The 23,666-nt window shown below is 56.8% G+C and carries 15 protein-coding genes; 8 read left to right on the forward strand and 7 right to left on the reverse strand.

Features of this window, described 5'->3' with window-relative positions; all coding sequences use genetic code 11:
* Positions 1-236 precede the first annotated feature (236 nt).
* Positions 237-3,176, forward strand: a complete 2,940-nt coding sequence (locus PSR62_RS03600; RefSeq protein WP_274406461.1) for a DUF1553 domain-containing protein — start codon at positions 237-239, stop codon at positions 3,174-3,176.
* Positions 3,177-3,184: 8 nt separating this feature from the next.
* Positions 3,185-4,627, forward strand: a complete 1,443-nt coding sequence (locus tag PSR62_RS03605; protein ID WP_274406462.1) for a DUF1501 domain-containing protein — start codon at positions 3,185-3,187, stop codon at positions 4,625-4,627.
* Positions 4,628-4,636: 9 nt separating this feature from the next.
* Here PSR62_RS03605 and PSR62_RS03610 read toward each other — a convergent pair whose 3' ends face one another.
* On the reverse strand, positions 4,637-6,076 hold the full coding sequence (locus PSR62_RS03610; RefSeq protein WP_274406463.1) for an anti-sigma factor family protein: 1,440 nt from the start codon (positions 6,074-6,076) through the stop codon (positions 4,637-4,639).
* 119 nt (positions 6,077-6,195) lie between these two features.
* Between PSR62_RS03610 and PSR62_RS03615 the strand changes: the two genes are divergently transcribed.
* The 3 genes from PSR62_RS03615 (at position 6,196) to PSR62_RS03625 (ending at position 10,039) form a co-directional block, all read left to right on the forward strand.
* Entirely contained in the window at positions 6,196-7,017 is an 822-nt protein-coding gene (locus PSR62_RS03615) for a class I SAM-dependent methyltransferase (protein WP_274406464.1), read from the forward strand.
* A 129-nt stretch (positions 7,018-7,146) separates the two neighbouring features.
* The gene (locus tag PSR62_RS03620) at positions 7,147-7,629 is read left to right on the forward strand and encodes a PEGA domain-containing protein (protein ID WP_274406465.1); all 483 of its coding nucleotides are present in this window, start codon (positions 7,147-7,149) and stop codon (positions 7,627-7,629) included.
* On the forward strand, positions 7,577-10,039 hold the full coding sequence (locus PSR62_RS03625) for a hypothetical protein (RefSeq protein ID WP_274406466.1): 2,463 nt from the start codon (positions 7,577-7,579) through the stop codon (positions 10,037-10,039). Before PSR62_RS03620 ends, PSR62_RS03625 begins: the two co-directional genes overlap by 53 nt.
* Positions 10,040-10,205: 166 nt before the next feature.
* Here the strand turns inward: PSR62_RS03625 and PSR62_RS03630 are convergent, their stop codons facing one another.
* Positions 10,206-11,519, reverse strand: coding sequence for an HD-GYP domain-containing protein (locus tag PSR62_RS03630; RefSeq protein ID WP_274406467.1), 1,314 nt, complete (start codon positions 11,517-11,519; stop codon positions 10,206-10,208).
* Positions 11,520-11,663: 144 nt separating this feature from the next.
* On the opposite strand from PSR62_RS03630, the gene lhgO reads away from it, so the two are divergent.
* Entirely contained in the window at positions 11,664-12,941 is a 1,278-nt protein-coding gene (gene lhgO, locus PSR62_RS03635; RefSeq protein ID WP_274406468.1) for an L-2-hydroxyglutarate oxidase, read from the forward strand.
* A 31-nt stretch (positions 12,942-12,972) separates the two neighbouring features.
* Here the strand turns inward: lhgO and PSR62_RS03640 are convergent, their stop codons facing one another.
* On the reverse strand, positions 12,973-14,079 hold the full coding sequence (locus PSR62_RS03640; RefSeq protein ID WP_274406469.1) for a GTP-binding protein: 1,107 nt from the start codon (positions 14,077-14,079) through the stop codon (positions 12,973-12,975).
* Between the two features lie 141 nt (positions 14,080-14,220).
* Positions 14,221-14,553, reverse strand: a complete 333-nt coding sequence (locus tag PSR62_RS03645) for an ArsR/SmtB family transcription factor (RefSeq protein WP_274406470.1) — start codon at positions 14,551-14,553, stop codon at positions 14,221-14,223.
* 141 nt (positions 14,554-14,694) lie between these two features.
* On the opposite strand from PSR62_RS03645, the gene PSR62_RS03650 reads away from it, so the two are divergent.
* The gene (locus PSR62_RS03650; RefSeq protein WP_274406471.1) at positions 14,695-16,086 is read left to right on the forward strand and encodes an O-antigen ligase family protein; all 1,392 of its coding nucleotides are present in this window, start codon (positions 14,695-14,697) and stop codon (positions 16,084-16,086) included.
* On the opposite strand, the gene PSR62_RS03655 is transcribed toward PSR62_RS03650, so the two are convergent.
* The 3 genes from PSR62_RS03655 to PSR62_RS03665 form a co-directional block, all read right to left on the reverse strand.
* Positions 16,076-17,566: a DUF1501 domain-containing protein gene (locus tag PSR62_RS03655; protein ID WP_274406472.1), complete on the reverse strand. Its 1,491-nt coding sequence runs from the start codon at positions 17,564-17,566 to the stop codon at positions 16,076-16,078. The genes PSR62_RS03650 and PSR62_RS03655 overlap by 11 nt on opposite strands.
* A gap of 66 nt (positions 17,567-17,632) precedes the next feature.
* Positions 17,633-21,307, reverse strand: a complete 3,675-nt coding sequence (locus tag PSR62_RS03660; RefSeq protein ID WP_274406473.1) for a PSD1 and planctomycete cytochrome C domain-containing protein — start codon at positions 21,305-21,307, stop codon at positions 17,633-17,635.
* A complete protein-coding gene (locus PSR62_RS03665; RefSeq protein ID WP_274408326.1) occupies positions 21,304-21,828 on the reverse strand; it encodes a sigma-70 family RNA polymerase sigma factor in 525 nt (174 codons plus the stop codon). The genes PSR62_RS03660 and PSR62_RS03665 overlap by 4 nt, the downstream gene beginning before the upstream one ends.
* A 214-nt stretch (positions 21,829-22,042) precedes the next feature.
* On the opposite strand from PSR62_RS03665, the gene PSR62_RS03670 reads away from it, so the two are divergent.
* On the forward strand, positions 22,043-23,599 hold the full coding sequence (locus PSR62_RS03670) for a sialate O-acetylesterase (protein ID WP_274406474.1): 1,557 nt from the start codon (positions 22,043-22,045) through the stop codon (positions 23,597-23,599).
* Positions 23,600-23,666 lie beyond the last annotated feature (67 nt).

Raw genomic sequence — 23,666 nt, forward strand, 5'->3', positions numbered from 1 at the left:
AACCGGGGTGAACGCCAAACGGCTCACAGGATTCGACCCAATCATTTCTGCGTACCTGCTTAAATCAACAGGCTGCAAGTCGTTGTCCAGCAAAACAGACCCAGCCGGGAACACTGGGTTCTGAAACAGACCCAGCCGGGAACACTGGGTTCTGAAAGAAGATCAGCCTTCCCTTTCCCCAAACGAGAGCCGAAAGATTGTTGTTGCCAGAAGCAAACCGACAGGCGATTTGGTGGATGCTGTTGTTGATTTGGGTCGCAAGCGGCCTCTCGCTTGGTAAAGCGGAGGCTGGCGATCCGTTTGAACAGCAAATCGCTCCGCTGCTGGCTCGGCGGTGCCTGTCTTGTCATGCGGGCGAGGCGGCCAAAGGAGGGTTCTCGGTGCAAGACTCCGCGGCGTTTTTTGCCGACGGATTTGTCGAACCAGGTGATTCCGCGGCGAGTCATTTGCTGGATTTAATTTCACCGGAATCGGGCAAGGCGGAGATGCCCAAGGATGCGGATCCATTGACCGCAGCGGAGATCGATGCGATTGCGAAATGGATCGACCAAGGTGCGACTTGGCCCGATGGATTCGTGGTGGAAGAAGCCTTGGTCGACAACTTCGATTGGTGGTCGTTTCAGCCGATCTCACGGCCCTCGGTTCCTCAGTTGGATGATCCCTGGGCACGATCGCCAATCGACCAATTTGTACTTCGGACTCTGAAGAACAAGGGACTCACCTATTCGCCACGTGCGGATCGCAGGACATTGATCCGACGCCTGACTTACGATCTGATCGGGTTGCCTCCCACGCCAGCGGAAGTCGCTCGCTACGTGAGCGATCCCGATTCGGACGAGCAGGCTTATGAAAAACTGGTGGATCGGTTGCTGGAATCAGAACACTACGGGGAGCGATGGGCGCGGCATTGGTTGGACGTCGCCAAATACGCCGATTCCAATGGCTACGACAAGGACAAACTGCGTCCCAATGCATGGCCCTATCGCGACTATGTGATTCGATCTTTCAATGAAGACAAACCGTACGCGAGATTTGTCCAGGAGCAGATCGCGGGGGATGTGTTGTTTCCAGGAACCGCTGATGGCACGCTGGGATTAGGTTTTATCGCCGCCGGTCCCTGGGACTTCATCGGTCATGTGGAAGTGCCGGAATCCAAGCTGGATGGCAAAGTGGCCCGCAACCTTGATCGTGACGACATGGTCTCGGGGGCGTTCAATGCGTTCTGCAGCATGACGGTCCAGTGTGCGCGGTGCCACAATCACAAATTTGATCCGATCACGCAGCAGCAATACTACGGCATGCAAGCGGTCTTCGCCGCAGTCGGTCGTGCCGATCGACTGTTTGATGCGGATCCGAACGTCGCTCAACGACGCGAGCCATGGCGAGATCAGCTGTCCAAGGCCAGGGCTCAGCAGAAGAGTGTTGAAGACAAGGTTGCAGCGGCAGGGGGCACCGAGTTGGCCGAACTGACGGCACAGATCAACACGCTGAACAAAAGCTTGAAGCCGATCAAGGTGACGGAGCATGGTTACCACAGCGAGATCGCTGCCACGGAGAACTCTGGAAAATGGGTGGAAGTGAAACTGAAGTCGGAAGTGCATGTATCGCGAATCGTGCTGCATGCTTGCGAAGACGACTTCAACAGGATCGGCGCAGGTTTCGGATTTCCAAAGCGATTCAAAGTTGAGTTGTTTGATGACGCTGGCAAGCGGACCATCATCCACGATGCTCGCGAAGTTGACTTTCCCAATCCAGGATTGGTGCCAGTTGAGTTTGCGGTCGAGAACCAACCGGTTCGTCGCGTTCGGGTCACGGCGACTCGGCTCGCCGAACGCAAATCCGATTTCAACTTTGCACTCGCGGAACTGCGAGTCTTTTCCGGTGACCGGAATGTCGCGATTGGCGCAACGGTCGATTCACTTGATTCGATCGAAGCCCCCGTGCGTTGGCGTCGTCAGAATTTGACGGACGACAAATGGCCGCGCATCGGAGACCCGGAGGCAACCCGCCGGATCGCGGAAGCAACCCAGAAGCGGGATGCAATCCTTGCCGCGGTGACCACTCCCGAACTTGTCGCGCGACGCAGCGATGCGAAGCAGAAGATTGCCGAGGCAGAGTCTCAGTTGTCATCGCTGCCACCGCAGCAAACCGTGTATGCGGCGGCGACCCATTTTTCAAGCCAAGGAAATTTCAAGCCGACCGAGGGCAAGCCAAGAGAGGTGTTTGTGCTCCATCGCGGGGAGGTTTCGCTGCCGGGTGACCCTGCGGTGCCCGGTGTGATGCCTTTGTCCAGCGACTCTCAGTGGCAATTTGATGCGAGCCTCAATGAAGCGGAGCGTCGAGCGAAGTTGGCCACTTGGTTGACCGATCGCGAACATCCCTTGGTTTGGCGTTCGATTGTGAACCGCGTTTGGCAGTACCACTTTGGTCAGGGAATCGTTGCCACACCCAATGACTTTGGTCGCATGGGTGCTGAACCGACCCATTCCGAACTGCTCGATTGGTTGGCGGTCGAGTTTCGCGACGGGGGTCAATCGATGAAGACCTTGCACCGGATGATCGTCACCAGCAACACGTATCAACAGACCGCGGCAGACAATCCGGCCAATTCCGCGATCGACGGCAGCAATCAATTTTTGTGGCGATCCAATCGACGTCGGCTTTCGGCGGAAGAGCTTCGCGATTCCATTCTCTCGGTCAGTGGATCGCTGGACACAACGATGGGTGGCCCGGGCTTCTATCTGTTTGCCTTGGCAAAGACGGAGCATTCACCTCACTTTGAGTATCACCGATTTGATCCGACTGACAAACGATCACACCGCCGCAGCATCTATCGGTTCATCGCTCGGTCGCAACCGAATCCCTTTCTGACGACGCTCGATTGTGCCGACTCATCGCAGAGCACCCCCCGTCGCAATGAAACGCTGACCTCGTTGCAAGCGCTTTCGTTGATGAACAACAAGTTCAATTTGGTGATGGCCGAAGCGTTTGCAAAGCGACTTGAATCGGAGAGCGACAATCTGCCCGATCAAGTCGAACGTGCGATGCGATTGCTTTGCCAACGAGTTTCGACACCGGCCGAACGTGATGAATTGGTCGCCTACGCTGATGTCCATGGTCTGGAGAATCTATGCCGGATCTTATTCAACCTGACCGAATTCGTGTTTGTGGATTGAACGTTCCAATGCAAAGTCGACGAGAATTCCTCCGTCAGGCAGGCACCAACTTTGGTGCGTTGGCAATGGCGGCCATGCTACAAAGCGAAGCTCAATCGGCCAGCGGACGCGCTGTCGAAGTGCTGCATCATCCTCCCAAAGCGAAACGCGTGGTGCAGTTGTTCATGGCCGGCGGAGCCAGCCAAATCGACCTGTGGGATCACAAGCCGTTGTTGGAAAAACTTCACGGCCAGCCATCGGACTTCGGCGAACCGGTCGAAGCGTTTCAAAATGGCTTGGGGCCGTGGATGAAATCGCCTTTCAAGTTTGCGCCGTATGGCCAGACGGGCAAGCAACTCAGCGAGGTCGTGGCACCGTTGGGCGATTGCGTGGACGACATCGCGTTCGTTCACAACATGGTTGGCAAGACAGGCGTTCATTCGCAGGCCACTTACCTGCAAGCGACCGGGTTCCAACGCCCTGGATTCCCTGGGATGGGAGCATGGGTCAGCTATGGCCTGGGCTCGATCAACGAGAACCTGCCGACGTTTGTCGTGTTACCCGATCATCGCGGCTTTGCCAGCAATGGACCCAAGAACTGGGGTTCCGCATTCCTGCCCGCCAGTGCGCAGGGGACAACCATCTTTCCACAGCGCGAGAACCCGATCGAGGACCTGACTGCCCATGCCAAATTTGTGACCGCTGCCGGGGACCGGGATGGCTTGGCAGTCCTCCAACGCATGAACCGTCGGCATTTGGAGCAGCATCCTGGCGACTCACGACTGGAGGCTCGGATACGATCTTACGAATTGGCGGCGGCGATGCAGTTGAGCGCACCCGAAGCCTTGGACATCTCGGGCGAAAGCGCGGAGACGATGAAGATGTACGGACTGGATCGGATGGGGGCCACCTATCCCGACCGGATCAATCCAGCCGAAGAGGCGGAGTATTTTGGCCGCAAGTGTTTGATCGCCCGTCGGTTGCTCGAACGCGGAGTTCGGTTCGTACAGATCTGGTCTGGAAACGACAATGGTTTCCCTCGACGCAATTGGGATTCGCACGAGGATATTGAACGCGATCACCGACCACTGGCAAGTGGAATGGCAGTGGGAACCGCAGCGTTGCTGAAAGACTTGAAGCGAACCGGGATGCTGGAAGACACAATCGTCTTGTGGACCACCGAGTTTGGTCGCATGCCCAGCACGCAGGGCAGCAAGGGACGGGATCACAACCCGTACGTGTTCACCAATTGGATGTGCGGGGGTGGTGTCCGCGGCGGCGTCACACACGGCGAATCAGACCAGTGGGGATACAAGCCCCTGGACCGTTTGAACCCCACGCAAGTCTATGACATTCATGCCACGATCCTGCACCAACTGGGGATCGATCACAAACGGCTGACGTTCCGCCACGATGGAATTGATCGCCGGCTGACCGACGTTCATGGACATGTCATCAACGAGTTGGTGTGAGTTCGCTGATCAGCGAACGATGACCAGGACTTCGGTGATGAAATCGTTGCCGGTGCTGGCAGCTTCCGGGGAGCCCAAGGCAAAATCGATTCGTTTGGTGAACGATTCGGCTTGGACAGGCATGAAGTCTCGATTGCTGAGGGCCATGCCAAGTCGTTGCAACGAACGTCTGTCGTCCGTATTCAGGTCATAGGCGACCGCGTTCGAAGGCACCACGTTTTCTTCTTGTTGCCATGCGATCCCGGAGACAGCATTGCCCATCGCCATCGACATGCCGACAGACTCAATCGAGTCTTCATCCGCAAGCAATTCAAGGAACAACCGGTCCAACTGTTTCGCGGGACCTCGCAGCAATAGAATTTGATACCGGGTGTCGTCGTCCAGCGTGACCGATTCACGGGTCGCTTCGATCAAACGTTTGTTGACCAATTGTTTGCTCGACGCGGCCAAACCGGCCGTCGTCATCGCTTTGCGAACGGGGTCACTGTCCATCGCGAAATGGTTGCGAACACCGGGGTCACGCGCTTCTGGTTTCAGTTGAACGTCATAGATCAACACCGCACCGGACAACGATTGAACCTCGTTGCTGTTTCCAGCAGCGACGGTTGCCGACATATCCACGGGAGCCGTGTTGAGTTGGTCGGTCGCTGACGCGATGGAACTCCGTTCGGGTTGAGGTCGTCCACTGGGTTCGTTGGAACCATCCATCCCAGCGGCGGTTGGGTCGACTGAGGGAATCGCAGCGGGTGACAAGCCTTCACGATCAACGTTTGGCAGGTCGCTCGACGCGATGGTTTCGATGTTGGGTGCACCCAGGGAATCCAATCCAGCAATCGGATCGGGTTCCAAATTTGTCGGATCGGCTTGAGCAATCGCGGCGGAGGGGTCGATCAGCGGGTTGTTCGGACTCGGATCATTCCCACGGTTCTGCAGAGTCACGACAAACAATCCCGCCGCGGCCAGACCAGCGATGGCTGCCACCCAAGTTCTGCGAGTGTGCCGACTCGATGGAGGAGCCACCGTTTCGACCGGGGCTGAGGCCGGTAATTTTCGCAGGGGATGATTGGACGACAGATTGTCATCGAGGGCACGTTGCTGAGCTGCGGCGACCACGCGAGACGCGAAATCGGCAGGCAAGCTCGATGTGGTGCTTGTTTTTTGGTGCAGCGATCGCAACATTTGGCGATCGAACTCCGCATCGGCCAGTTGCTGGGCCAAGTCAGCGTCCGTGCGCAACTGCTCGGCGAGCCATTGCGATTGATCATCGCTCAAACGACCATCCAAATGGTCGCTGATCAGTTGATCGATCTGTTCAGGTGTGAAAGACATCATGCTGTTCTTTTGCAGCGAAAGCGAGGTTTGAAACGTTTTCGAACCAACGCGACGCGTCCATGCGTAGGGGTACAGTGTCGACAGGTCGGCCGCCAGTGCGGTGATCCAGGCTGTCAAGGTGTCAGATGACGGATGAACTCAGAAAGTTCCCAAATTAACTTCAAATCGATCCGTCAGGGGGATCCGTCATCGACCGCGAGACCATTTTAGGGGCCAATCGAAAGGCTTATCAGCGGATGACGGCCGCTGGATCTCCCCTGTGCCAAATCGTTTCGGACGAGGAATTAGCGAATCCGCTGCAAACCGTCGACGCTGCCGGGTGGCTGGGTGGCAATATTTCCGGGCAAAAAGTTTTGTGCCTCGCGGCAGGTGGGGGCCGGCAGAGTTGTCTCTACGCCGCTGCGGGCGCTCGTGTGACGGTCGTGGATCTGTCACCAGCGATGTTGGAACAAGACCGCATCGCGGCTCGCCAGCGGGGGCATCAAGTCGAACTGATCGAGGGTTCCATGGACGATCTGTCGATGTTGCCGGCGGGGCATTTTGACATCGTGATTCATCCGGTCAGCACGTGTTATGTGCCTTCGATCACGGCGGTGTACGCACAGGTTGCCCGGGTGATTCGTGGCGGCGGCGTTTACATCAGTCAGCATAAATCGCCGTTCAGCCTGCAAACGTCGACCCAGCCACGAACCGCGGTCGATGGTTCCCCTCGATACACGGTGGAACATGCGTATTACCGCAAGGGTTCCTCTTCGCAGGCGGTTCCCAACGCGCCTGTTCCGCCACCTCCGACCAATCCGGTTGCCGCTCGGCTGAGGGAACCCGGGGCGGTGGAATTCCTGCATCGCTGGGAAGAATTGATTGGAGGAATGTGTCGATCTGGATTCGTGATCGAGGATCTGTCTGAACCGTTGCATGCAAAACGGGATGCGGAACCGAACAGCTTTGCTGAGCGAGCCCGCTTTGTTCCGCCCTATGTCCGGATCAAGGCCCGGCGGCGAAGCGAGCAGGTAGCGGATTCCTCCGCCGTGCCGGCCCTGTGGATTCCAGAAAACTGATCTAGCCGAGCCAGCGCGGCAATTGATAGTTCCAAAGCTCCCGTGCTCTGTCGCCGATTTTTCTCCGTCACCCATATTTGCTGTGCAAAATTGGTTTGCGAAGCAGAATTGGCTGGCGAATGACAGCATGTGGCAAATTCGTTGACTTTGGAAACCATTCAGTTGCACGCTTTGGCCAACCGCATCCAGCCGTTCCGTTCGCATGCAAAAATGCTGGCGATGATCACACTGTTGTTCATTGTCTGCACAGGTTGTGTGCGTCGCCGAATGACGGTGCGGACCAGTCCACCAGGAGCAACGGTCTCGGTCGACAACCAATTGATCGGAACGTCTCCAGCGGCCACCAGTTTTGAATACTATGGCACGCGCGAGGTTCGTATCGAACGCGAGGGTTTCCGAACGGAAACCGTTCTGCGGAAGATCAAACCGCCGTGGTATCAATTGCCAGGTTTGGACTTTGTGAGCGAAACCCTTTGGCCCGGTGAAATTCGTGATGAGCGGATCATCGACATCGAATTGGTGCCTCAAGTGATCGAACCCTCTGAGGATGTTCTGAACCGTGCCGAAGCCCTCCGCAATCAATCGCGAAGCGGAGTCATCCCACAGGGCTGAGTCGACTGGTTTTCCGTGGTCGGCTTTGATCGGACCACTTTGCATCTTGATCTTGATGGCCTCGGTTTGGTCGGGCCGCGATCGTTTGGCATTTCGAGACGTCAGCCATTTCTACACGCCGCTGTATCAGCACGTGGGTGAGCGATGTGCTGAACGCCCGCTGTCGTACTTCTGGACGGCGATGTGGAACCCGCTCGACCAAACGGGAATGCCGTTGGCAGGAGAAACAACGACGGCGGTTTACTACCCAATTCGACACCTGGTGTATTCCCTTCCGCTGCCGGGCAACGAGCCTCGTGTTGCCCAGGGGACATCCAACGAGTTGCCCGAGAAGTTGCCCGCAGACGCGTCGCTCGCGTTGGCCGTGTATGTGACGTTGCACTTGATCCTGGCATCGCTGGCGGCGTTCTGGGCCGCCCGCCGTTTGGGCTGTGAACCAGCGTCTTTCGTCGTTGCCTCGCTGATCTATCCGTTGTCCGGCAGCGTCTTGTTTCTCGCCACCAATCCGCCTTTTTTGGTCGGTGCTGCCTGGTTGCCGCTGGCGCTCGTGCCGTTGTTGGACCCGAGTCGTGGCGGTTGGAAATGGCCGACGGTCGCCTTGGCGATGATGGTGTTGGGGGGCGACCCACAAACGGCACTGCACGTGGGCCTGCTCGTTGGTTTGTGGTGGCTGCTGCAGTTGGCATGGGCTGTTTGGAAACAAGAGGCTTGGCAAAGGTCGCTGGCAGGTCTGATTCGATTGCTGGGGGTTGCCGTTGGGTCCGCCGTGTTGGCAGCACCTCAGATTGCTGCTTCTCTGAGTTGGGCAGGCCACAGTGGACGGGTCTGGTCACCGCAGGAGGCTTCGCAGTCGTTTGCCTTTTCTGTCGCACCGTGGCGGTGGTTCGAATTGGCGATGCCATCGGTGTTTGGTTCTCCATGGCCGGTGAACCATCGTTGGGATCGGCCGTTGTTTCTGGGCGGAGAAGTCAATCCGATCGACGCCTTGTGGACGCCCAGTTTGTACGTCGGTTTGTCCACGTTGATTTTGGTGGCGATCGGTTTACGGCGAAGCGACCGAGAGCAATTTCGGGGGTGGGGTGTGTGGGGCTTTGTGTTGCTCACATCGAGTTTGGCCGCGATGGGTTGGTACGGGCCCTGGCATGCACCGTATCAGTGGCTGATCAATTGGATGCCCGGTTACGAGGCGTTTCGTTACCCAGCGAAATGGTTGCCGCTGGGAGCCCTTGCTTTGGCCATCCTGGCCGCAAAAGGAAGTCAGGTCCTGTGGCAGCATGGGGGCAAATTGGAATCTCGCATGCAACGAGTGTTCCAGCGCCGCGCCGCATCGATAGCGGCAGTGGGAATCCTGGGAGGTTTGCTGAGCAGCCTATGCGTTTGGTACGCGATGGATTCGATGGAAGCGGCGCCGGCAGATCGTGTTTGGGGACCGTTTCAAGTCGACCAAGCGTGGTTGAGTTGGTTGAGGTCCATCGGTCATGTGTTGGCGGTGGCAATGATTGCGAATTTGGTTTTGGTCGCTGGACTCTTTCGATCTCGACCCCAGGTCATGAGATGGGGATGGGTGACCTTGGTCGCTTGTGATTTGTTGCTTGCCCATTGGAACTTGGTTCCCACGATCAACCGCAACGCGGAACATGTGGCTTGGCAGGAACTTGGCCACACGGCATCGGAGGCCGAGGGCGGAACACGCTGGATCCGCACGGCAGAGGGTGGCGAATACCCAGCGGAATGGACGACCATGCCGGATCGACAGCGGTTACTGGCAATGGAAGTTCACGACCGTCGACGGTGGTACGGTCGCTGGCACTTGGTGCAGGACGAAGCCGTTTTCAACAGCATCGTTTCGATCCGTCCGTGGGCGATCGATCAGTTTTGGACAGCGACTCGCCAGCAATCCTCGCCGGTTGATTGGCAACGAACGGCGGCTTGGTTGGGAGTGGGCGGTTCTCGGTCGCCGCGGGGTCAGACACATGTTTGGCCGACACAAACATTACGATTGCATCGTCGCGACCAAGTGATGCTGGATCGCCAATCTCCGTGGTCGAAACGGGTTGAGATGGCATCCGAGCACGGGGACCAAGCCGATGCGATTGTTGTTCGGGTCGCAGCATTGTCAGCGGGTCGAACCGGGGAGACCTTTGTGTCGCGGCGTGTTTACCAAGACGGTGGATGGCGGGCCGAGCTGCATTCTCAGAACTCGTCGCTCAATCCGTTCCCGGTCCCGGTGTTCGCCGCCGATGGCATCGGGCAAGGTGTTTGGTGTCCGCCCGGTGAGTGGACGATCCGTTGGATCTATCAACCACCGTGGCACAGGGGTTCGGTGGTCGTTTGGGTTTTGGGTTGGCTGGTGATGGGAATGGTGTCGGTTGGGTCCATCCGTCGAGGACGCGACTGGTCACCGTTCTGAGCAGGCCAATACTGAGCCGGCTAAGCCGGTACGCAGGTGTCTTCGGGTATGTGAGCCGTTTGGCGTGAGCCACGGTTCCCACGCACAACCGGGGCTAATGCCCAAACGGCTCACATGGTTGTACCCAATCCTTCCTGCCAACCTGCTCAATACATTCTGGGGCAGATCACTCTTCTTCAAAGAACAACTCGTCAGCCGGGTTCCAGCGAATCTTTTGCATCGCTTCGATCGACAATCGACCTTGATTGCGTTGAGGGTCGCAGTGCGGCTGAACCACCTCGTGTGGATTTTCCACGAGGTCAAAGAGTTCCCCATCGGAAAGTTGTAAGACAGGGCAGGCGTAGCCTTCGATGGGGCGACGAATCACGTCCGCCCACTTTCCATTGGTCAATTCGACACGACTGCCCAAGGGGAACAACGATTTGGTACGCAACAGGGCATGAATGACCTGGGAGTCAAACAGGCCGTAGCGAGCCTGGTGCAAAATGAATCCCAACGCATCGTGTGGGACCAGAGCTTTGCGGTAAGCGGTTCCGAGGACCAACCGAAGGTAAGTGTCGCAGACGTTCAGAATTCGCGCGTAGATGTGAATTCGTTTGCCTTCTAAACCAAACGGGTAACCCGAGCCGTCGTATTGTTCGTGGACCTGTTCGATCGCCAGCAATACCGCGTGGGGAATGTCCGACACTTCGCGAAGACTGTTGGCGGAAACCACCGGGTGTTTGCGGTATTCCCATGTTTCTTGTTGCGAAAAGGGACCGCGGCCAGGCACACTGAACTCGGGGTTCATGGAGTACAAACCAATGTCATGCAACAGACCGGCCATGCCGATTTCTAAAACCGAGGGACCATCCAGATCAAGTTCGGTTCCAATGGCCATTGCCAAGACACCCAGCTTCACGCTGCGATCGGTCAATGACATTTCTGTGTTGCAGGCAACCACTTCGCCGATGGTTTGATCATGGTCGTCCACCATGGCAGACGCGAACGCACCGGAAAGATCGGACAACGCTTCGACCGTTTGCATCTTTCGCTCGGAAAGTGCCAATCGAATTTCTTCAAACTTGCTGCGTGCCTGTTGGACGTGGCCTTGCAACGTCCGGCGACGGGTCTGATTGATGGGTTCGTGGTGACGATTGACCAACGCATCTTTCAGAGGCACACCTTTGATCCACTTGGCGGGATCTTGCCCAGGATTGTGCCCCGTGTCTCGGCCGCTTTTCGGCTTCGGTTTGACCGCTGCGGTCTTGGAACGGCCGCTCAGTGTGTCGGCTTCGTCCGCGTTGATCGTCAAATCTTTGATGCCGCGTTCCCGCAGACCATCGATCACTTCGGTTGTGATTCGTGTGCCCGCACCAAGCAGCAAGCGACCGATCTCGTCATCGATTGGCGAACGACAAATCTCGCCGACCTGAAGATCGTCCACCGAAACAAGAATTGTGTTCTTGCTCAAATTGATGTTGGGGGATGCGGTGCTCATTTTTGCCCAGTTCGTTGGTTGCTCCTGCGTGGAGTACGATCGAGTGAGCCCTTGTTCAATGCATGCCCGTGCGTGGTAGCTTCACTCGATAAGAAAACTCTAGGTTTCAAACTGAGCCGAGGAGCAAAACTGTCAGGGATTTTTATGAAACAAACATCCAAGCAGACCTGTGACTTAGCCGTCATTGGAGGAGGGATCGTTGGGCTTGCCACTGCCATGACTTGGTTGGAAACCCATCCAGGGCAGGGGGTCACGGTGCTGGAAACAGAATCCCAGGTCGGTCGCCATCAGAGCGGACACAATTCCGGCGTGATCCATTCAGGCATCTACTATCGACCTGGTAGTGAGAAAGCGTTGTTGTGCCGGGAAGGCAAAACCAAACTCGAAGCGTTTTGCGAAAAGCACCGCATTCATTGGGAAAAATGCGGAAAAGTTGTCGTCGCAACGGAGTCGACGGAACTCGATTCACTGGAAAGTATCATTGAGCGAGCGACGCTCAACGGAGTCGATTTTCGACGCATCTCAACGACCGAACTGCGGCATCTCGAACCTGCCGTGGCGGGAGTCGACGCGATTGCCGTGCCCGAGACCGGCATCGTGGACTACCGAACGGTATGCAACGCTTATCAGCATTGCATCGAAGAATTGGGAGGTAGTGTTCGGTTGGGTTGTCAGGTGCAACGAATCGCGACGGAGGAAGGCGGGGTTCGCCTGATCGGTGTTGAAAGAGAGAATCCAAATCACGATCTCGTCGTCCACGCTCGCTCCGCGATTGTCTGCGCTGGCCTTCACAGCGACACGCTCCTTTCAATAGAAGCCCCTGTCTCGCAAGGGACTGGGGGCCTGGATGTTGCGGCAACCGACGAGGTTCGAATCATCCCCTTTCGCGGCGAATACTACGAATTGCGGCCTGACCGAAGAGGTTTGTGCCGGAATCTGATTTACCCGGTTCCAGATCCCGCGTTTCCCTTTTTAGGCGTGCATTTCACACGGATGGTGGATGGAAATGTCGAGTGCGGTCCCAATGCCGTCTTGGCTCTGGCTCGCGAAGGCTACCGTTGGCGTGACATCGATGTTCGATACTTGCAACGAACATTGGGGTACAGCGGCTTTCGTCGGTTGATTCAGAAGCATTGGCGAAAGGGCCTCGGCGAAATGAATCGCTCGCTACGAAAATCCGCTTTCGTGACCGCACTCCAAAAACTCATTCCGGAACTGCAAGCCTCGGACTTGGTGCCTGCCCGAGCCGGCGTGCGGGCTCAAGCGGTGCGAGCGAACGGTGAGTTGGTCGACGATTTCTTGTTTCGATCGACGCCCAACGTCACTCATGTCCTGAACGCTCCCAGTCCGGCGGCGACCGCTTCCTTGGCCATCGCACGCCGAGTGATCGAACAACATCAAGACCAGAACCCCAACGCCTGATTCGCGAGTTTGATTCGGGTCGATGGCGGTGTCAGCGACTGCGGTAAGTCGGTTCTGGACGACCAGGACGGAAGCTGTCCAGTTGAGTCGTCTCCGTTTGGGCGTTCAATCGAGAGGCCACCGACTGAACGACTTCTTGCACTTCTTTTGTCAACGCTTCCGGTGCCAGTCGCACGCGTGCGTTGATGATCGCTTTCGCGTTGGGTGTGTTCACTCCCGAGGCGATCGACAAAACGGTTTGGGAATCACTGTCGATCAAATTGGCAACGCTGACTGGTTCGTTGGCCGCTGGGTCACCACTGCAAAGCACTTTCAGGTGACCAGGTTCCGCACCCAGCGTCAAAAGACGTTGTCGCAAATCCTCAATCAGTCCCACGCTAAGGTCATCCAGTGCAAACGAATCTTCGCTCTGGAAGTTCACGGTTGCGTTGAGCCAACCGAGCTCTGCTTCGCCGTCCGCGTACACGTCGTAGTCCACTTCCATCATGGTTTCGCGAGGTGCCGCTTTGCCTTGGAAGGCATCGTACAGGACATCCAGGTTCTCGCCGGTCTTGGCGGATAGTGGGATGACTTTGCGACCCGGGTACTGTTCGTTCAGTTTTTCCTTGAGCGTCCGCACATCTTCCTCGGACAATTCATCGATGCGATTGAGCAAGATGATTTCGGACTCCTCGAGTTGCTTGCGGAAGATGTATTCGGCTTTCTCAGAAAAGCCGCCTCCAACACCGGACAAGATTTTCTTGCCATGATTGGGTTTCAATACCACCGCATACGGACGATGCACAAACTTCTCACCCAGACGTTCCATCATCGGTGCCGCGATGGTCGCGATCAGGTCAGTGCAGCTTCCGACTGGCTCGGCGAGAATGACGTCGGGGCGTTGTCGTTTTTCGAACTCTTCCATCGCGTCGGTCAAACCATCGAAGTTGCAGCAGAAGCAAGACCCTGCGACTTCGTTGACTTCCAACCCTTGGCTCTTCAGCAATTGTGTGTCGACCAAACCGGCGGCTTGATCGTTGGTCACGATGCAAACATGTTTGCCTTCGGATTGCAGCCGTTTTGCCAATCTTGCGATGAGCGTGGTTTTGCCGGCTCCCAGGAAACCGCCGATCATGATGAATTCGATGGGCTGGGACATCCGGGAGTCTCATTGGTTGGTGGCGGGAACTGACTGAGCGCACAATCGATGGCGAGCCTGTGAATCAAACATTCTGACGATTGTTAGAATGTCAGTCAATCATCCGCCAGCCAGTGCTGGGAAGCTGGGCCGGTGTTCGATTCACGATGGGTTCATCGGGCCCATGTCGAGTTGGCAGCATCCGAGGTTCAATGCGGATTGCTTTGCCTTTCCACGACCGGCGAGCAGACCGTCTTTCAGTGAGTAAAAGATGAATTTGCCTTCCCGCTGCGTCTGCACCAAATCGGCGTGAAAGAGGACTCGCAAATGGTGCGAGACGGTACCGATTTCTTGTTCGACCAAGATCGAGAGGTCGGAAACGCTCAGTGGACCGGTCTGCAATGCTCGCACGATTTGCAGTCGCAAGGGGTCGCCGAGTGCCTTCAGATAGACCGCACACTGCGATTCATTCAGTTCGGAGGAGGGGGTGGTCATGGCTGGATTGTAGAGAAAAATGTCACTCGTGATCACTGCTCACCACGAGATTGCTGAGACGGGAGTTCCTGAAAACGACCGCCCGGGTGGTGGCGATCGCCCGTTCATGGCAATCGTGGACCGGTGAACTAGAGTACGTTCATGTCCCTTCTGGAAGCAGCGTCGCCCTTGGAAGCATCCGTCGACCAAGACTTCGACGAACACGTGGAACAGCCAACGCCATCACCGGATTCTCAACGCGGTGTTTTGGAAGGACTGTTTGCGCTGGTGTGCCCGCTGCTGTTGATCCTCGCCGTCGCACTCAATCCGCTGGATCAATCCGACTCGACTCCGGCTGGATCGGCGGGCGCTGGTTTGACGATGGAGGTGGCGATGAAGCTGCTTCTGTCCGGGGCGGTAGGTTTGGTTGCTGTGCTGGGGTGGATGCTGTGCCCGTCGGTTCGTCAGCGTCTCACAAAATTCCCTGGTTGGATTTTGGTGGCTCTGGGCGGAATCTTTTTGGTGACCAGTGCCGCGGCCTTTGGTCCCGCCGCAACGGTGTCACGCGCCGCCGCGATGATCAGTTGCCTTTCCATCGTGTTCATCGCCGTGACGTTGCAGTTTTTATCTCTGCGTCAGACGCTTCAATGCGTGCTGATTGGATTGGTCCTGCACTTGGTGGTGGCGTGGTGCCTGTACCTTGGTGGCGGTGAGACGGCGGTCTACCAAGAAGAGCTTGCCCAGTCTCTGATCATCGAACGCATGGGCAGCACGGCGCATCCCAACTCACTCGGTCGCATCGGCGCGCTAGCGATCTTGGTTTGTCTGGGACTTTGGCGAACAAGAAACCGTCCGCTCACACCCGTCATGATCGCGATGATGGGATTCGTTTTCGCGATCTCCACCGCGACGATGTTTGAATCGATGAGTCGCACAGCGGCCCTCTCGTGTGCGGCAGCCGTCTTGGCCGTGATGATCGATCGGTTGGTCAATCGTCGCGGGTTGGCGCTCGGCCTGTGTGGCGTGATGGGAGTTTGTTTGTTGATGCTGGCGATTGGTTTGATGTCGGAAGGTTCCGACGTGGGCAGCCGAGTGGTCGCCGTTGGCACCAAGACCGGGGACATCGAAGAACTCACGTCCGCAACGGGACGCACGGACATCTGGGCGGAAGCGATTCGCTACATCGCTCAACGACCGCTGACCGGATGGGGACTGAATAGCGCGCCGTTGTTGCTGGAAGACTTTTCGCATCACACGCACAACTTGTTGCTGCACGTGATTTTTTCGGCGGGCATTTTGGCTGGGATTTGTGTCGCTGTGCTCCTCGGATGGACGGTGTACCACGCGGTGACGGTGGTCGATCCAATGTTTCGTGGAATCGCGGCCTACATCTGTGTCTCGGGTTTGTTTGAAGACACCGCGTTTGAAACGTTTCCGTTTGCATCGACCTTGTTGTGGTTGTTGGTGTTGCTGGCAGCATCGGTCGAGACGCCTCGGTCGGATGGGCCCGACGAGGCAACGCTGGAGCATTTGGCCAGCGATCTCAGGCAATGAGGTCTCGAATGACGTGGGCTTCTTCGACGCCGGTGAGTCGTTGGCTGAGGCCTCGGAATTTGAAGGTGAACCGTTCGTGGTCGATTCCCAACAGGTTCAAAACGGTCGCATTCAGATCGCGAATGTGGACGGGGTTCTCGACGATGTTGTACGAAAACTCATCCGTCGTGCCGTAGTCAAAACCGGCTTTCACGCCGCCGCCGGCCATCCAAGTTGTGAAGCAACGACCGTGGTGGTCACGACCTGAACTGGGGTTTTCAAGTTGGCCTTGGCTGTAGACTGTGCGGCCAAACTCGCCGCCCCAGATCACCAGCGTGTCATCGAGCATTCCCAAACGTTTGAGGTCCTGGACCAACGCTGCCGAGGCTTGATCGACATCTTTGCATTGCCGCGGCAATTGGTTGCGAATCGAGATGTGTTGATCCCAACCGCGATGGAACAGTTGAATGAATCGGACCCCACGTTCCGCCATGCGTCGTGCGAGCAAGCAGTTCGCGGCATACGAACCGGGACGCCGGGCGTCTTCACCGTAAAGCTCAAAGGTGGATTCTGGTTCGTCAGAAACGTCGGTCAGCTCAGGCACCGACGTCTGCATGCGGTAAGCCATTTCGTAGGCCTCCATGCGAGCCAGCGTTTCGGGGTCGCCCGTGGCTTCCGAGTGCATTTGGTTCATTCGCCCGAGCGTGTTCAAGAGCTCCCGACGAGAGTCTCGCGAAACGCCGTCGGGGTTCTTGAGGTAGAGCACCGGGTTCGCGCCCGGACGAAGCATCACACCTTGATGGCTGGAGGGCAGGTACCCGCTGCCCCACAATCGTGAAAACAGGGGTTGGCCGGGGTTCTTCCCGCTGCCCTGGCTGAGCAACACCATGTAGGCGGGGAAGTCTTCGTTCTCCGATCCCAAACCATAACTCAGCCAGGCTCCCATCGAGGCATGCCCCATCTGCTGTGATCCCGTGTTGATGTAGGTCACGGCGGGGTCATGGTTGATCGCTTCGGTCCACATCGAACGAACGATCGAGATGTCGTCGGTGATCTCTTGCAGGTGGGGCAACAGATTGCCCACCCAGGTCCCGCGCTCGCCGCATCGCTTGCCGCCCCACAATGGTTGGACGACTGGGAAGCGACTTTGTCGTGATGTCATCCCGGTCAGTCGTTGGCCACCACGAATGGAATCTGGCAAATCGGTGCCGTGCAGTTGTTCCAGTTCCTCTTTGTGATCGAACAAATCAATGTGGCTTGGGCCGCCAGACTGGAACAGGTAGATGACCCGTTTGGCTTTGGGGGCAAAGTGGGGCAAACCGGAGGTGAGATCGGTTTGAATCTGGCCGCCGGAAGAAGCCGCATGAGGATTGGCTTCGGATGCCAACAGATTTCCGAGTGCCATTGCACCGAGGCCCGCCGCGGAGCCGCCGAACAGCGACCGGCGAGTCATCATTTGCGATTGTCGCAATCCGAGTTCGTGAATCAAAGATTGGTTCATGGGAAGATGCGTTTCGAGGTGGTGTGCGTTGGATCGATGAATGGGTTGGAGTCCTGAACGACTTGGTCAAAGTCGAGTCAGTGTTTCGCTTAGGTTCAGCAGCAACGTTGCGACTTGCATCCAGGCCGCGTGCTCGGCGGGTTCCAGTGTTTCCGAGCCAGGTGATTCGCCTACCGAGACAGCCGCCAAAGCATCCTGGGGTGATTGAGCGAAGCGTTCCCGTTCGGTTTCCAACAGCGACAGCACGGCTTCGCGTTCTTCCTCGGTGGGCGTTCGACCGACGACCATGGTGAAAGCCTGATCGATTCGTTCCGCGTCCGTGATCGAAGACCCACTCCGTCCCGGCTCATCCAGATCGGGCTCACTCAACCAACGTGCGGCCAACACTCGGGCGGCTTCGGCGAACTGGGGATCGTTCAATGTCACCAAGGCTTGGATGGGAGTGTTGGTCACCCCGCGGTCCATCGTGCACAGTTCACGGCTGGGGGCATCGAAGGCGGCCATCGCAGGATGCGGGCTGGTTCGTTTGACAAACGTGTACAGGCTGCGTCGATACAGCTTCTCACCGTGGTCTTGCACGAAGACTTGTTTGGTCGCGGGCGTGCTACCGAAGTGGCTGACTTCTTTCCAAAGGGCCGGTGGTTGGTACGGTTGCAAACTGGGGCCGCCAACACGCGGCACCAACAGATCGCTGACCGCGAGAGCTTGATCGCGAATGAATTCGGCTGGTAGACGGAACCGAGGCCCGCGTGCAAGCAAACGATTCTTGGGATCGAGTTCGATTTGTTCTGGTGTGGCCGAGGACTGTTGACGATAGGTCGCACTGCTCACCATTTTGCGGATCAGTTGTTGTTGATTCCAACCGCTTTCAATGAAATGCGTCGCCAGATAATCCAACAGTTCCGGATGGCTGGGGTATTCGCCTTGCGATCCAAAGTCGGCTGATGTTGCTACCAATCCCGTGCCGAAGAACAGCGACCAAATGCGATTGACCGCCACGCGTGATGTCAACGGATGCTGGGGATCAGTCAACCACCGGGCCAAGTCCAATCGGTTGGCCTTCTCCTGGGAGAGTTCTGAATCAGCAAGTTCTGGCAACACCTTGGGAGTGGTTGGGAAAACCCGATCGGTGGGCGAGTCATATTGGCCGCGGTCGAGCACAAATGTCTCGCGAGGTTTCGCGGCGGTGTTCATCACCATGGTTGAGAACGTGCCGGTCAACACCTCGCGACGTTCCTCCAGGTTGCTGATGCGAATTCGCAAAGGTTGGAGCTGATCGCTGGATTCGCGAAAAGTTTCCAGCACACGTTGCCGGGTTGGCTCGTCCCATTCGCTCGGCGAGGTTTGAATCATTTGGGCGAGCGAAACATCCCAGCGGCTGTCGGTGTCATTGCCAGTGAAGGGTTGGATTTGCCACTTGTACGGCGTCGAGTTGCGTTGCCCAAACACCACCAACACGCTGACAAAAGGAGTCACCTTGGGATCAATGGGTTGATCGAATGTCAGGGTCAGATGTTGTTCGGAGTGACCTTCGGCGGGTTGCCACCATCGTTCGTTGCTTTCTTCGCGAATCGATCCCGCCGCATGCCCTTCCGCTTGACTGCTGGCAGTGATTTTTTGAAACGCCAATTGCCGGTGGTAATCGACTTGGTCAGCAGGTTGTTCGGTGGCGGAGACCAGAATCGTCGCGACTTTGGGAACCGCATCCGGGAAGGGTGTCAGCACCAGCGGCGGATCGCTTTTCGTTTGGTCGTCATCGTTTGGTTCTTGCTCGGAGGCTGGCTTCGCCGGGCCGGGCTGTGGAAGGAACGAAATGCGAACTCCTGTGATCGGCGATCCCTCCGCGATTTGGCTGGTCGACAAACGCAACGAATGGCTCATCCCATTCAGGCCACCACTGGGTTGCCCGAGTTTGACGGTGCCATCGAGCTCAAACTCAATGGCACCGCGATGATTGGGAGAGGACACATCGAGCAGTTCAATGGGCACCAACGCAAACTGGTCACCTCGCGATGTTTCTTCCTGACGTTGCGATACCAACCACGATTCCAAGCCTTCGGTGGACTGGTTGAGTTGCTCGCGAAGTTGTTTCAATTCCGCTTCCAGTTGTGGAAGTTCATCGGTCCGCAGCACCGTTTTCGCGGTGATGTTGGGAGCGGCGTTGCGGCCTCCGTCACCGTCCAGCCCGCGGTCTTGCAGTTCGTTGAAGAACGCAAAGAACTGATAGTATTCGTGCTGCGAGATCGGGTCGTATTTGTGGTCATGGCACTGGGCGCATCCCATCGTCAAACCGAGGAACACTTCACTGGTTGTTTTCACTCGATCGGCGACATAGTTCGTGAGGTTTTCCTCCGGGATCGTGCCACCCTCGTGAGTGATCATGTGGTTGCGATTGAAGCCCGTTGCGATCCGTTGCGACTCGGTCGGATTGGGCAGCAAATCACCTGCGAGTTGTTCAGTCAAAAACTGATCAAAAGGCAGGTTGTCGTTGTAGGCCTGAATCACCCAGTCACGCCACAGCCACATGTGACGACCACCATCGATCGAATAGCCATTGGTGTCGGCGTAGCGAGCTTGGTCGAGCCAGGGGAGTGCCATCCGCTCGCCATGATGCGGCGAACTCAACAACCGCGTGATCATTTCTTGGTAGGCGGTTTCACCGTGCAGTTGATAGTCGCGGACGAATGCCTGGACCTCTTCGGGGGTTGGTGGCAAACCGGTCAAGTCAAAGCTCAGTCGACGGATCAACGCTCTCGCTTCGGCTTCCGGTGAGGGTGCCAAACCGGCTTCGGCCAAACGTGCAGCCACAAAGAAATCGATTTCATTGCGAGCCCAGCTTTTGGTGGATTCTTCCTCGGTGAAATCAACCGTTGGAATCTCCGGCACGCTGGGTGGAAGGAACGCCCAGTGGCCCTCGTAGGCGGCGCCTTCTTCGATCCAACGCTTTAGCAATGTCGTTTGCTCCTGCGTCAAAGCCAAGTGGGACTCGGGTGGCGGCATCCGCATGTCGGGATCGTCACTGAGGATGCGTTTCCAGGCCTCGCTGTCTTCCAGGTTGCCGGGCACGATCGGTTGGTAGCCGCCCAGATCGGTCGTGGCACCTTCCAACGTGTCGAGTCGCAGGTCAGCTCGACGCCCCTGTTCGTCTGGGCCGTGGCAGTGAAAGCAGGTTTCCGAGAGGATCGGACGGATGTCACGATTGAACTGCAGCTTGCGATCGGCCGCGGATTCCAATTCGGGAATCGACACGGCGGTCAGCGCGGGGTGGTTCATCGAACCAGAGGAGTTGATCACCTTCCAAGGATTGGGGGGACGCCGATTGGAGGCGTTTTTTGCGTCGATGTGATTGGTGGCCTGTGTCGTTCTGCGATCCACCTCAGGGGCTGAGGTCACGGTTTCGTTGACCATCGCCAAGGCGGAATGATTCGATGCAGGCCATGTTTGCAACCAAATCATGTTGCCAACGACCAACGCGCACGCAGCGGCGCACCACACGAGAAATGGACGCATGCTCGAGTGTTGGGATGTGATCGGCGAAGCCGCGAATGAGCTGTTCAATGCTGGCATGTTGACCCCTGTCTGCGAAATCAATGCCTCGTCCAGTTCACACAGATCGAGGTAGTGATCCAGGGCTTCGTTGTCGGACATCAAGGTCTCGCGCAGTTCGCTGGCTTCCTCGGCCGTCAGTTCATTCGCTGAGTGAGCGGTCAGCAGTTGATCGATTCGTTCCCGGGAACTCATTGGGTTTCCGCCGTTTGTTGAGAAAGGGGATGATCGGAGAGAAGCTCGGCGTCCGTGGAATCGCCTCTTTGTTGGACGCAGCGAACCAAGCGTTGGCGAGCTCGATGAAGGGCTTGGCCGATCGCATTGGCGTTGCGACCCGTCGTTTCAGCCAATTCATTCAATGTCTGGCCGTCCAAGTAAAAACGCTGGATCAGTTCTCGTTGGTGATCAGGGAGTTGATCCAAGCAGTGGCGCAGTCGTTGCCAATTGTTGTGTTGGCGATTTTGTTCGACTCGTTCGCGATGACGTCGTTCAATGACTTCGTGCAATTGATCGTCGACGAGTATCACGGAAGTGGAAGTGGCAAGTTTGCGGGCCTGATTGCGATGATGGTTGCAGGCGATCTGACTCAGCCAGGCGACGAAGTTCGTTCCTTCTTCAAACGCAGTTCGTTTTTCCATCGCGGTGACATTCGCTGATTGCAGCAAGTCCTGCGCAGCGTGGACCGATCCCGTGAGCCTGATCAAATGACCAAGCACGGGACGTTGGGCCTGCTGAAGCAGGTCTTCAAATGCCTTGCACGAACGAGTCAAACCATTGGGTCTCCACTAAGTAATGTTGAGAGCACGCTTCGTTTTACTCGGAATGTTGGGAGATTTGTGAAAATCGTCACGATCCCAACCGGGGCGGTCCAGCGATTATGCTGCTGCTGACAATCCCACCTCCCATCCCTCCCATGGAGAAATTCCCACCATGAAAACACCCCTCCCCACCCGGTTTTTACTAGCCGGAATCGCGATCGCGAGTTGTCTGATGAGCCTGCCAGGCTCGACCGCACAGGCGGAATTGATGATGCCAGCGATTTTCGGCGACTCGATGGTCGTGCAGCGAAACGAGCCCGTTCATATCTGGGGTTGGACCAAACCCGGCCAAGAAGTCAGCGTTCAACTGGGCGATCGCGCCGCCAAAGGCAAAGCCAACGACGAAGGACGATTTGATGTCTCGGTCCCAGCCCTTCCCGCTGGTGGACCCTACGATTTGACGGTCAAGGCGGACGAAACCAAGACCTTCACCGATGTTCTGGTTGGCGAAGTCTGGATCTGCTCGGGGCAATCCAACATGGCTTGGGCAGTGCAAAGTGCCAACGATGGCGATCTGGAATCCCTGACGGCCAACTACCCGCAAATTCGTTTGATCTCCGTGCCAACTGTGGGCACGCAAGAACCTCAGCGAGATTTCAAAGGCAGCTGGACCGCTGCGACACCAGACACCGTCAAAGGCTTTTCCGCGGTCGGTTACTTCTTTGGCCGCCAACTGCACCAAACCTTGGACGTGCCAGTCGGATTGATCGACAACGCCTGGGGTGGATCCGCCGCAGAAGCTTGGATTCCTCGCGATGTGCTGGAAGCCGACGACAAGTACGAATCCTTGCTCGCCGGCTGGGACAAGCGAATGGAAAACTACGACTACGACGCGCTGTTAAAATCGTGGGAAGAGAAGCATCGAAAATGGGTTGCCGACGGCCGCAAAGGCAACGCGCCTCGACGACCACGTGATGACTCCGCCGGAAATCATCGTCCTGCCAACATCTACAACGGTGTCTTGTTGCCAACGATCGGCTACACGATTCGAGGTGCCATCTGGTACCAAGGCGAATCCAATGCCGGACGAGCCTACGAGTACCGCGACTTGTTCCCGCTGATGATTCAAACGTGGCGTGATAAATGGGGCCAAGGTGACTTCCCGTTCTACTGGGTGCAACTGGCTGACTTCCGCTCGGAAGTCAAAGAGCCGACCGACAGCAGTTGGGCTGAACTTCGCGAAGCTCAAACGATGACGATGTCGCGATTGCCAAACTCTGGCGAAGCTGTGATTTTGAACTTGGGCGAATCGGCTGACATTCACCCAAAGAACAAACAGGACGTGGCCAAGCGACTGGCTCGATGGGCACTGGTCAAAGACTACGGCTACGACCTTCCTTACCGCAGCCCGACTTATCGCGAAGCGAAGTTCGAGGGCAACAAAGCGATCATCAAGTTCGATCACGTCGGTGGTGGCTTGGACACGTTTGATGTTCCCGAGCTGATTGGATTCACGATCGCTGGAGAAGATCAGAAGTTTGTTCACGCCAAGGCCAAGATCGTTGGCAAGGACACGATTGAAGTGTCAGCGGATGCGGTCACAAATCCGGCTGCTGTCCGCTATGCGTGGGCCGACAACCCGGTCTGCAATGTGCAAAGCAAAGAAGGCCTGCCGATGACCCCTTTCCGAACCGATGACTGGCCAGGCATCACGCAGCCAAAGGAATGATCCAATCAGAAAACCCTGGACACTGATTCACGTCACCCGTCCGAGCAGCTCGCTCGGGCGGGTTTTT

The sequence above is a fragment of the Rhodopirellula sp. P2 genome (assembly GCF_028768465.1).
Taxonomy (GTDB): Bacteria; Planctomycetota; Planctomycetia; order Pirellulales; family Pirellulaceae; genus Rhodopirellula.

Coding starts and splice junctions, on each gene's coding strand:
- PSR62_RS03645 (WP_274406470.1), bottom strand. CDS start 14,553: ATGACCACCCCCTCCTCCGAACTGAATGAATCGCAGTGTGCGGTCTAT.
- PSR62_RS03660 (WP_274406473.1), bottom strand. CDS start 21,307: ATGAGTTCCCGGGAACGAATCGATCAACTGCTGACCGCTCACTCAGCG.
- PSR62_RS03670 (WP_274406474.1), top strand. CDS start 22,043: ATGAAAACACCCCTCCCCACCCGGTTTTTACTAGCCGGAATCGCGATC.
- PSR62_RS03640 (WP_274406469.1), bottom strand. CDS start 14,079: ATGTCCCAGCCCATCGAATTCATCATGATCGGCGGTTTCCTGGGAGCC.
- lhgO (WP_274406468.1), top strand. CDS start 11,664: ATGAAACAAACATCCAAGCAGACCTGTGACTTAGCCGTCATTGGAGGA.
- PSR62_RS03605 (WP_274406462.1), top strand. CDS start 3,185: ATGCAAAGTCGACGAGAATTCCTCCGTCAGGCAGGCACCAACTTTGGT.
- PSR62_RS03600 (WP_274406461.1), top strand. CDS start 237: ATGCTGTTGTTGATTTGGGTCGCAAGCGGCCTCTCGCTTGGTAAAGCG.
- PSR62_RS03615 (WP_274406464.1), top strand. CDS start 6,196: ATGACGGCCGCTGGATCTCCCCTGTGCCAAATCGTTTCGGACGAGGAA.
- PSR62_RS03655 (WP_274406472.1), bottom strand. CDS start 17,566: ATGAACCAATCTTTGATTCACGAACTCGGATTGCGACAATCGCAAATG.
- PSR62_RS03630 (WP_274406467.1), bottom strand. CDS start 11,519: ATGAGCACCGCATCCCCCAACATCAATTTGAGCAAGAACACAATTCTT.
- PSR62_RS03650 (WP_274406471.1), top strand. CDS start 14,695: ATGTCCCTTCTGGAAGCAGCGTCGCCCTTGGAAGCATCCGTCGACCAA.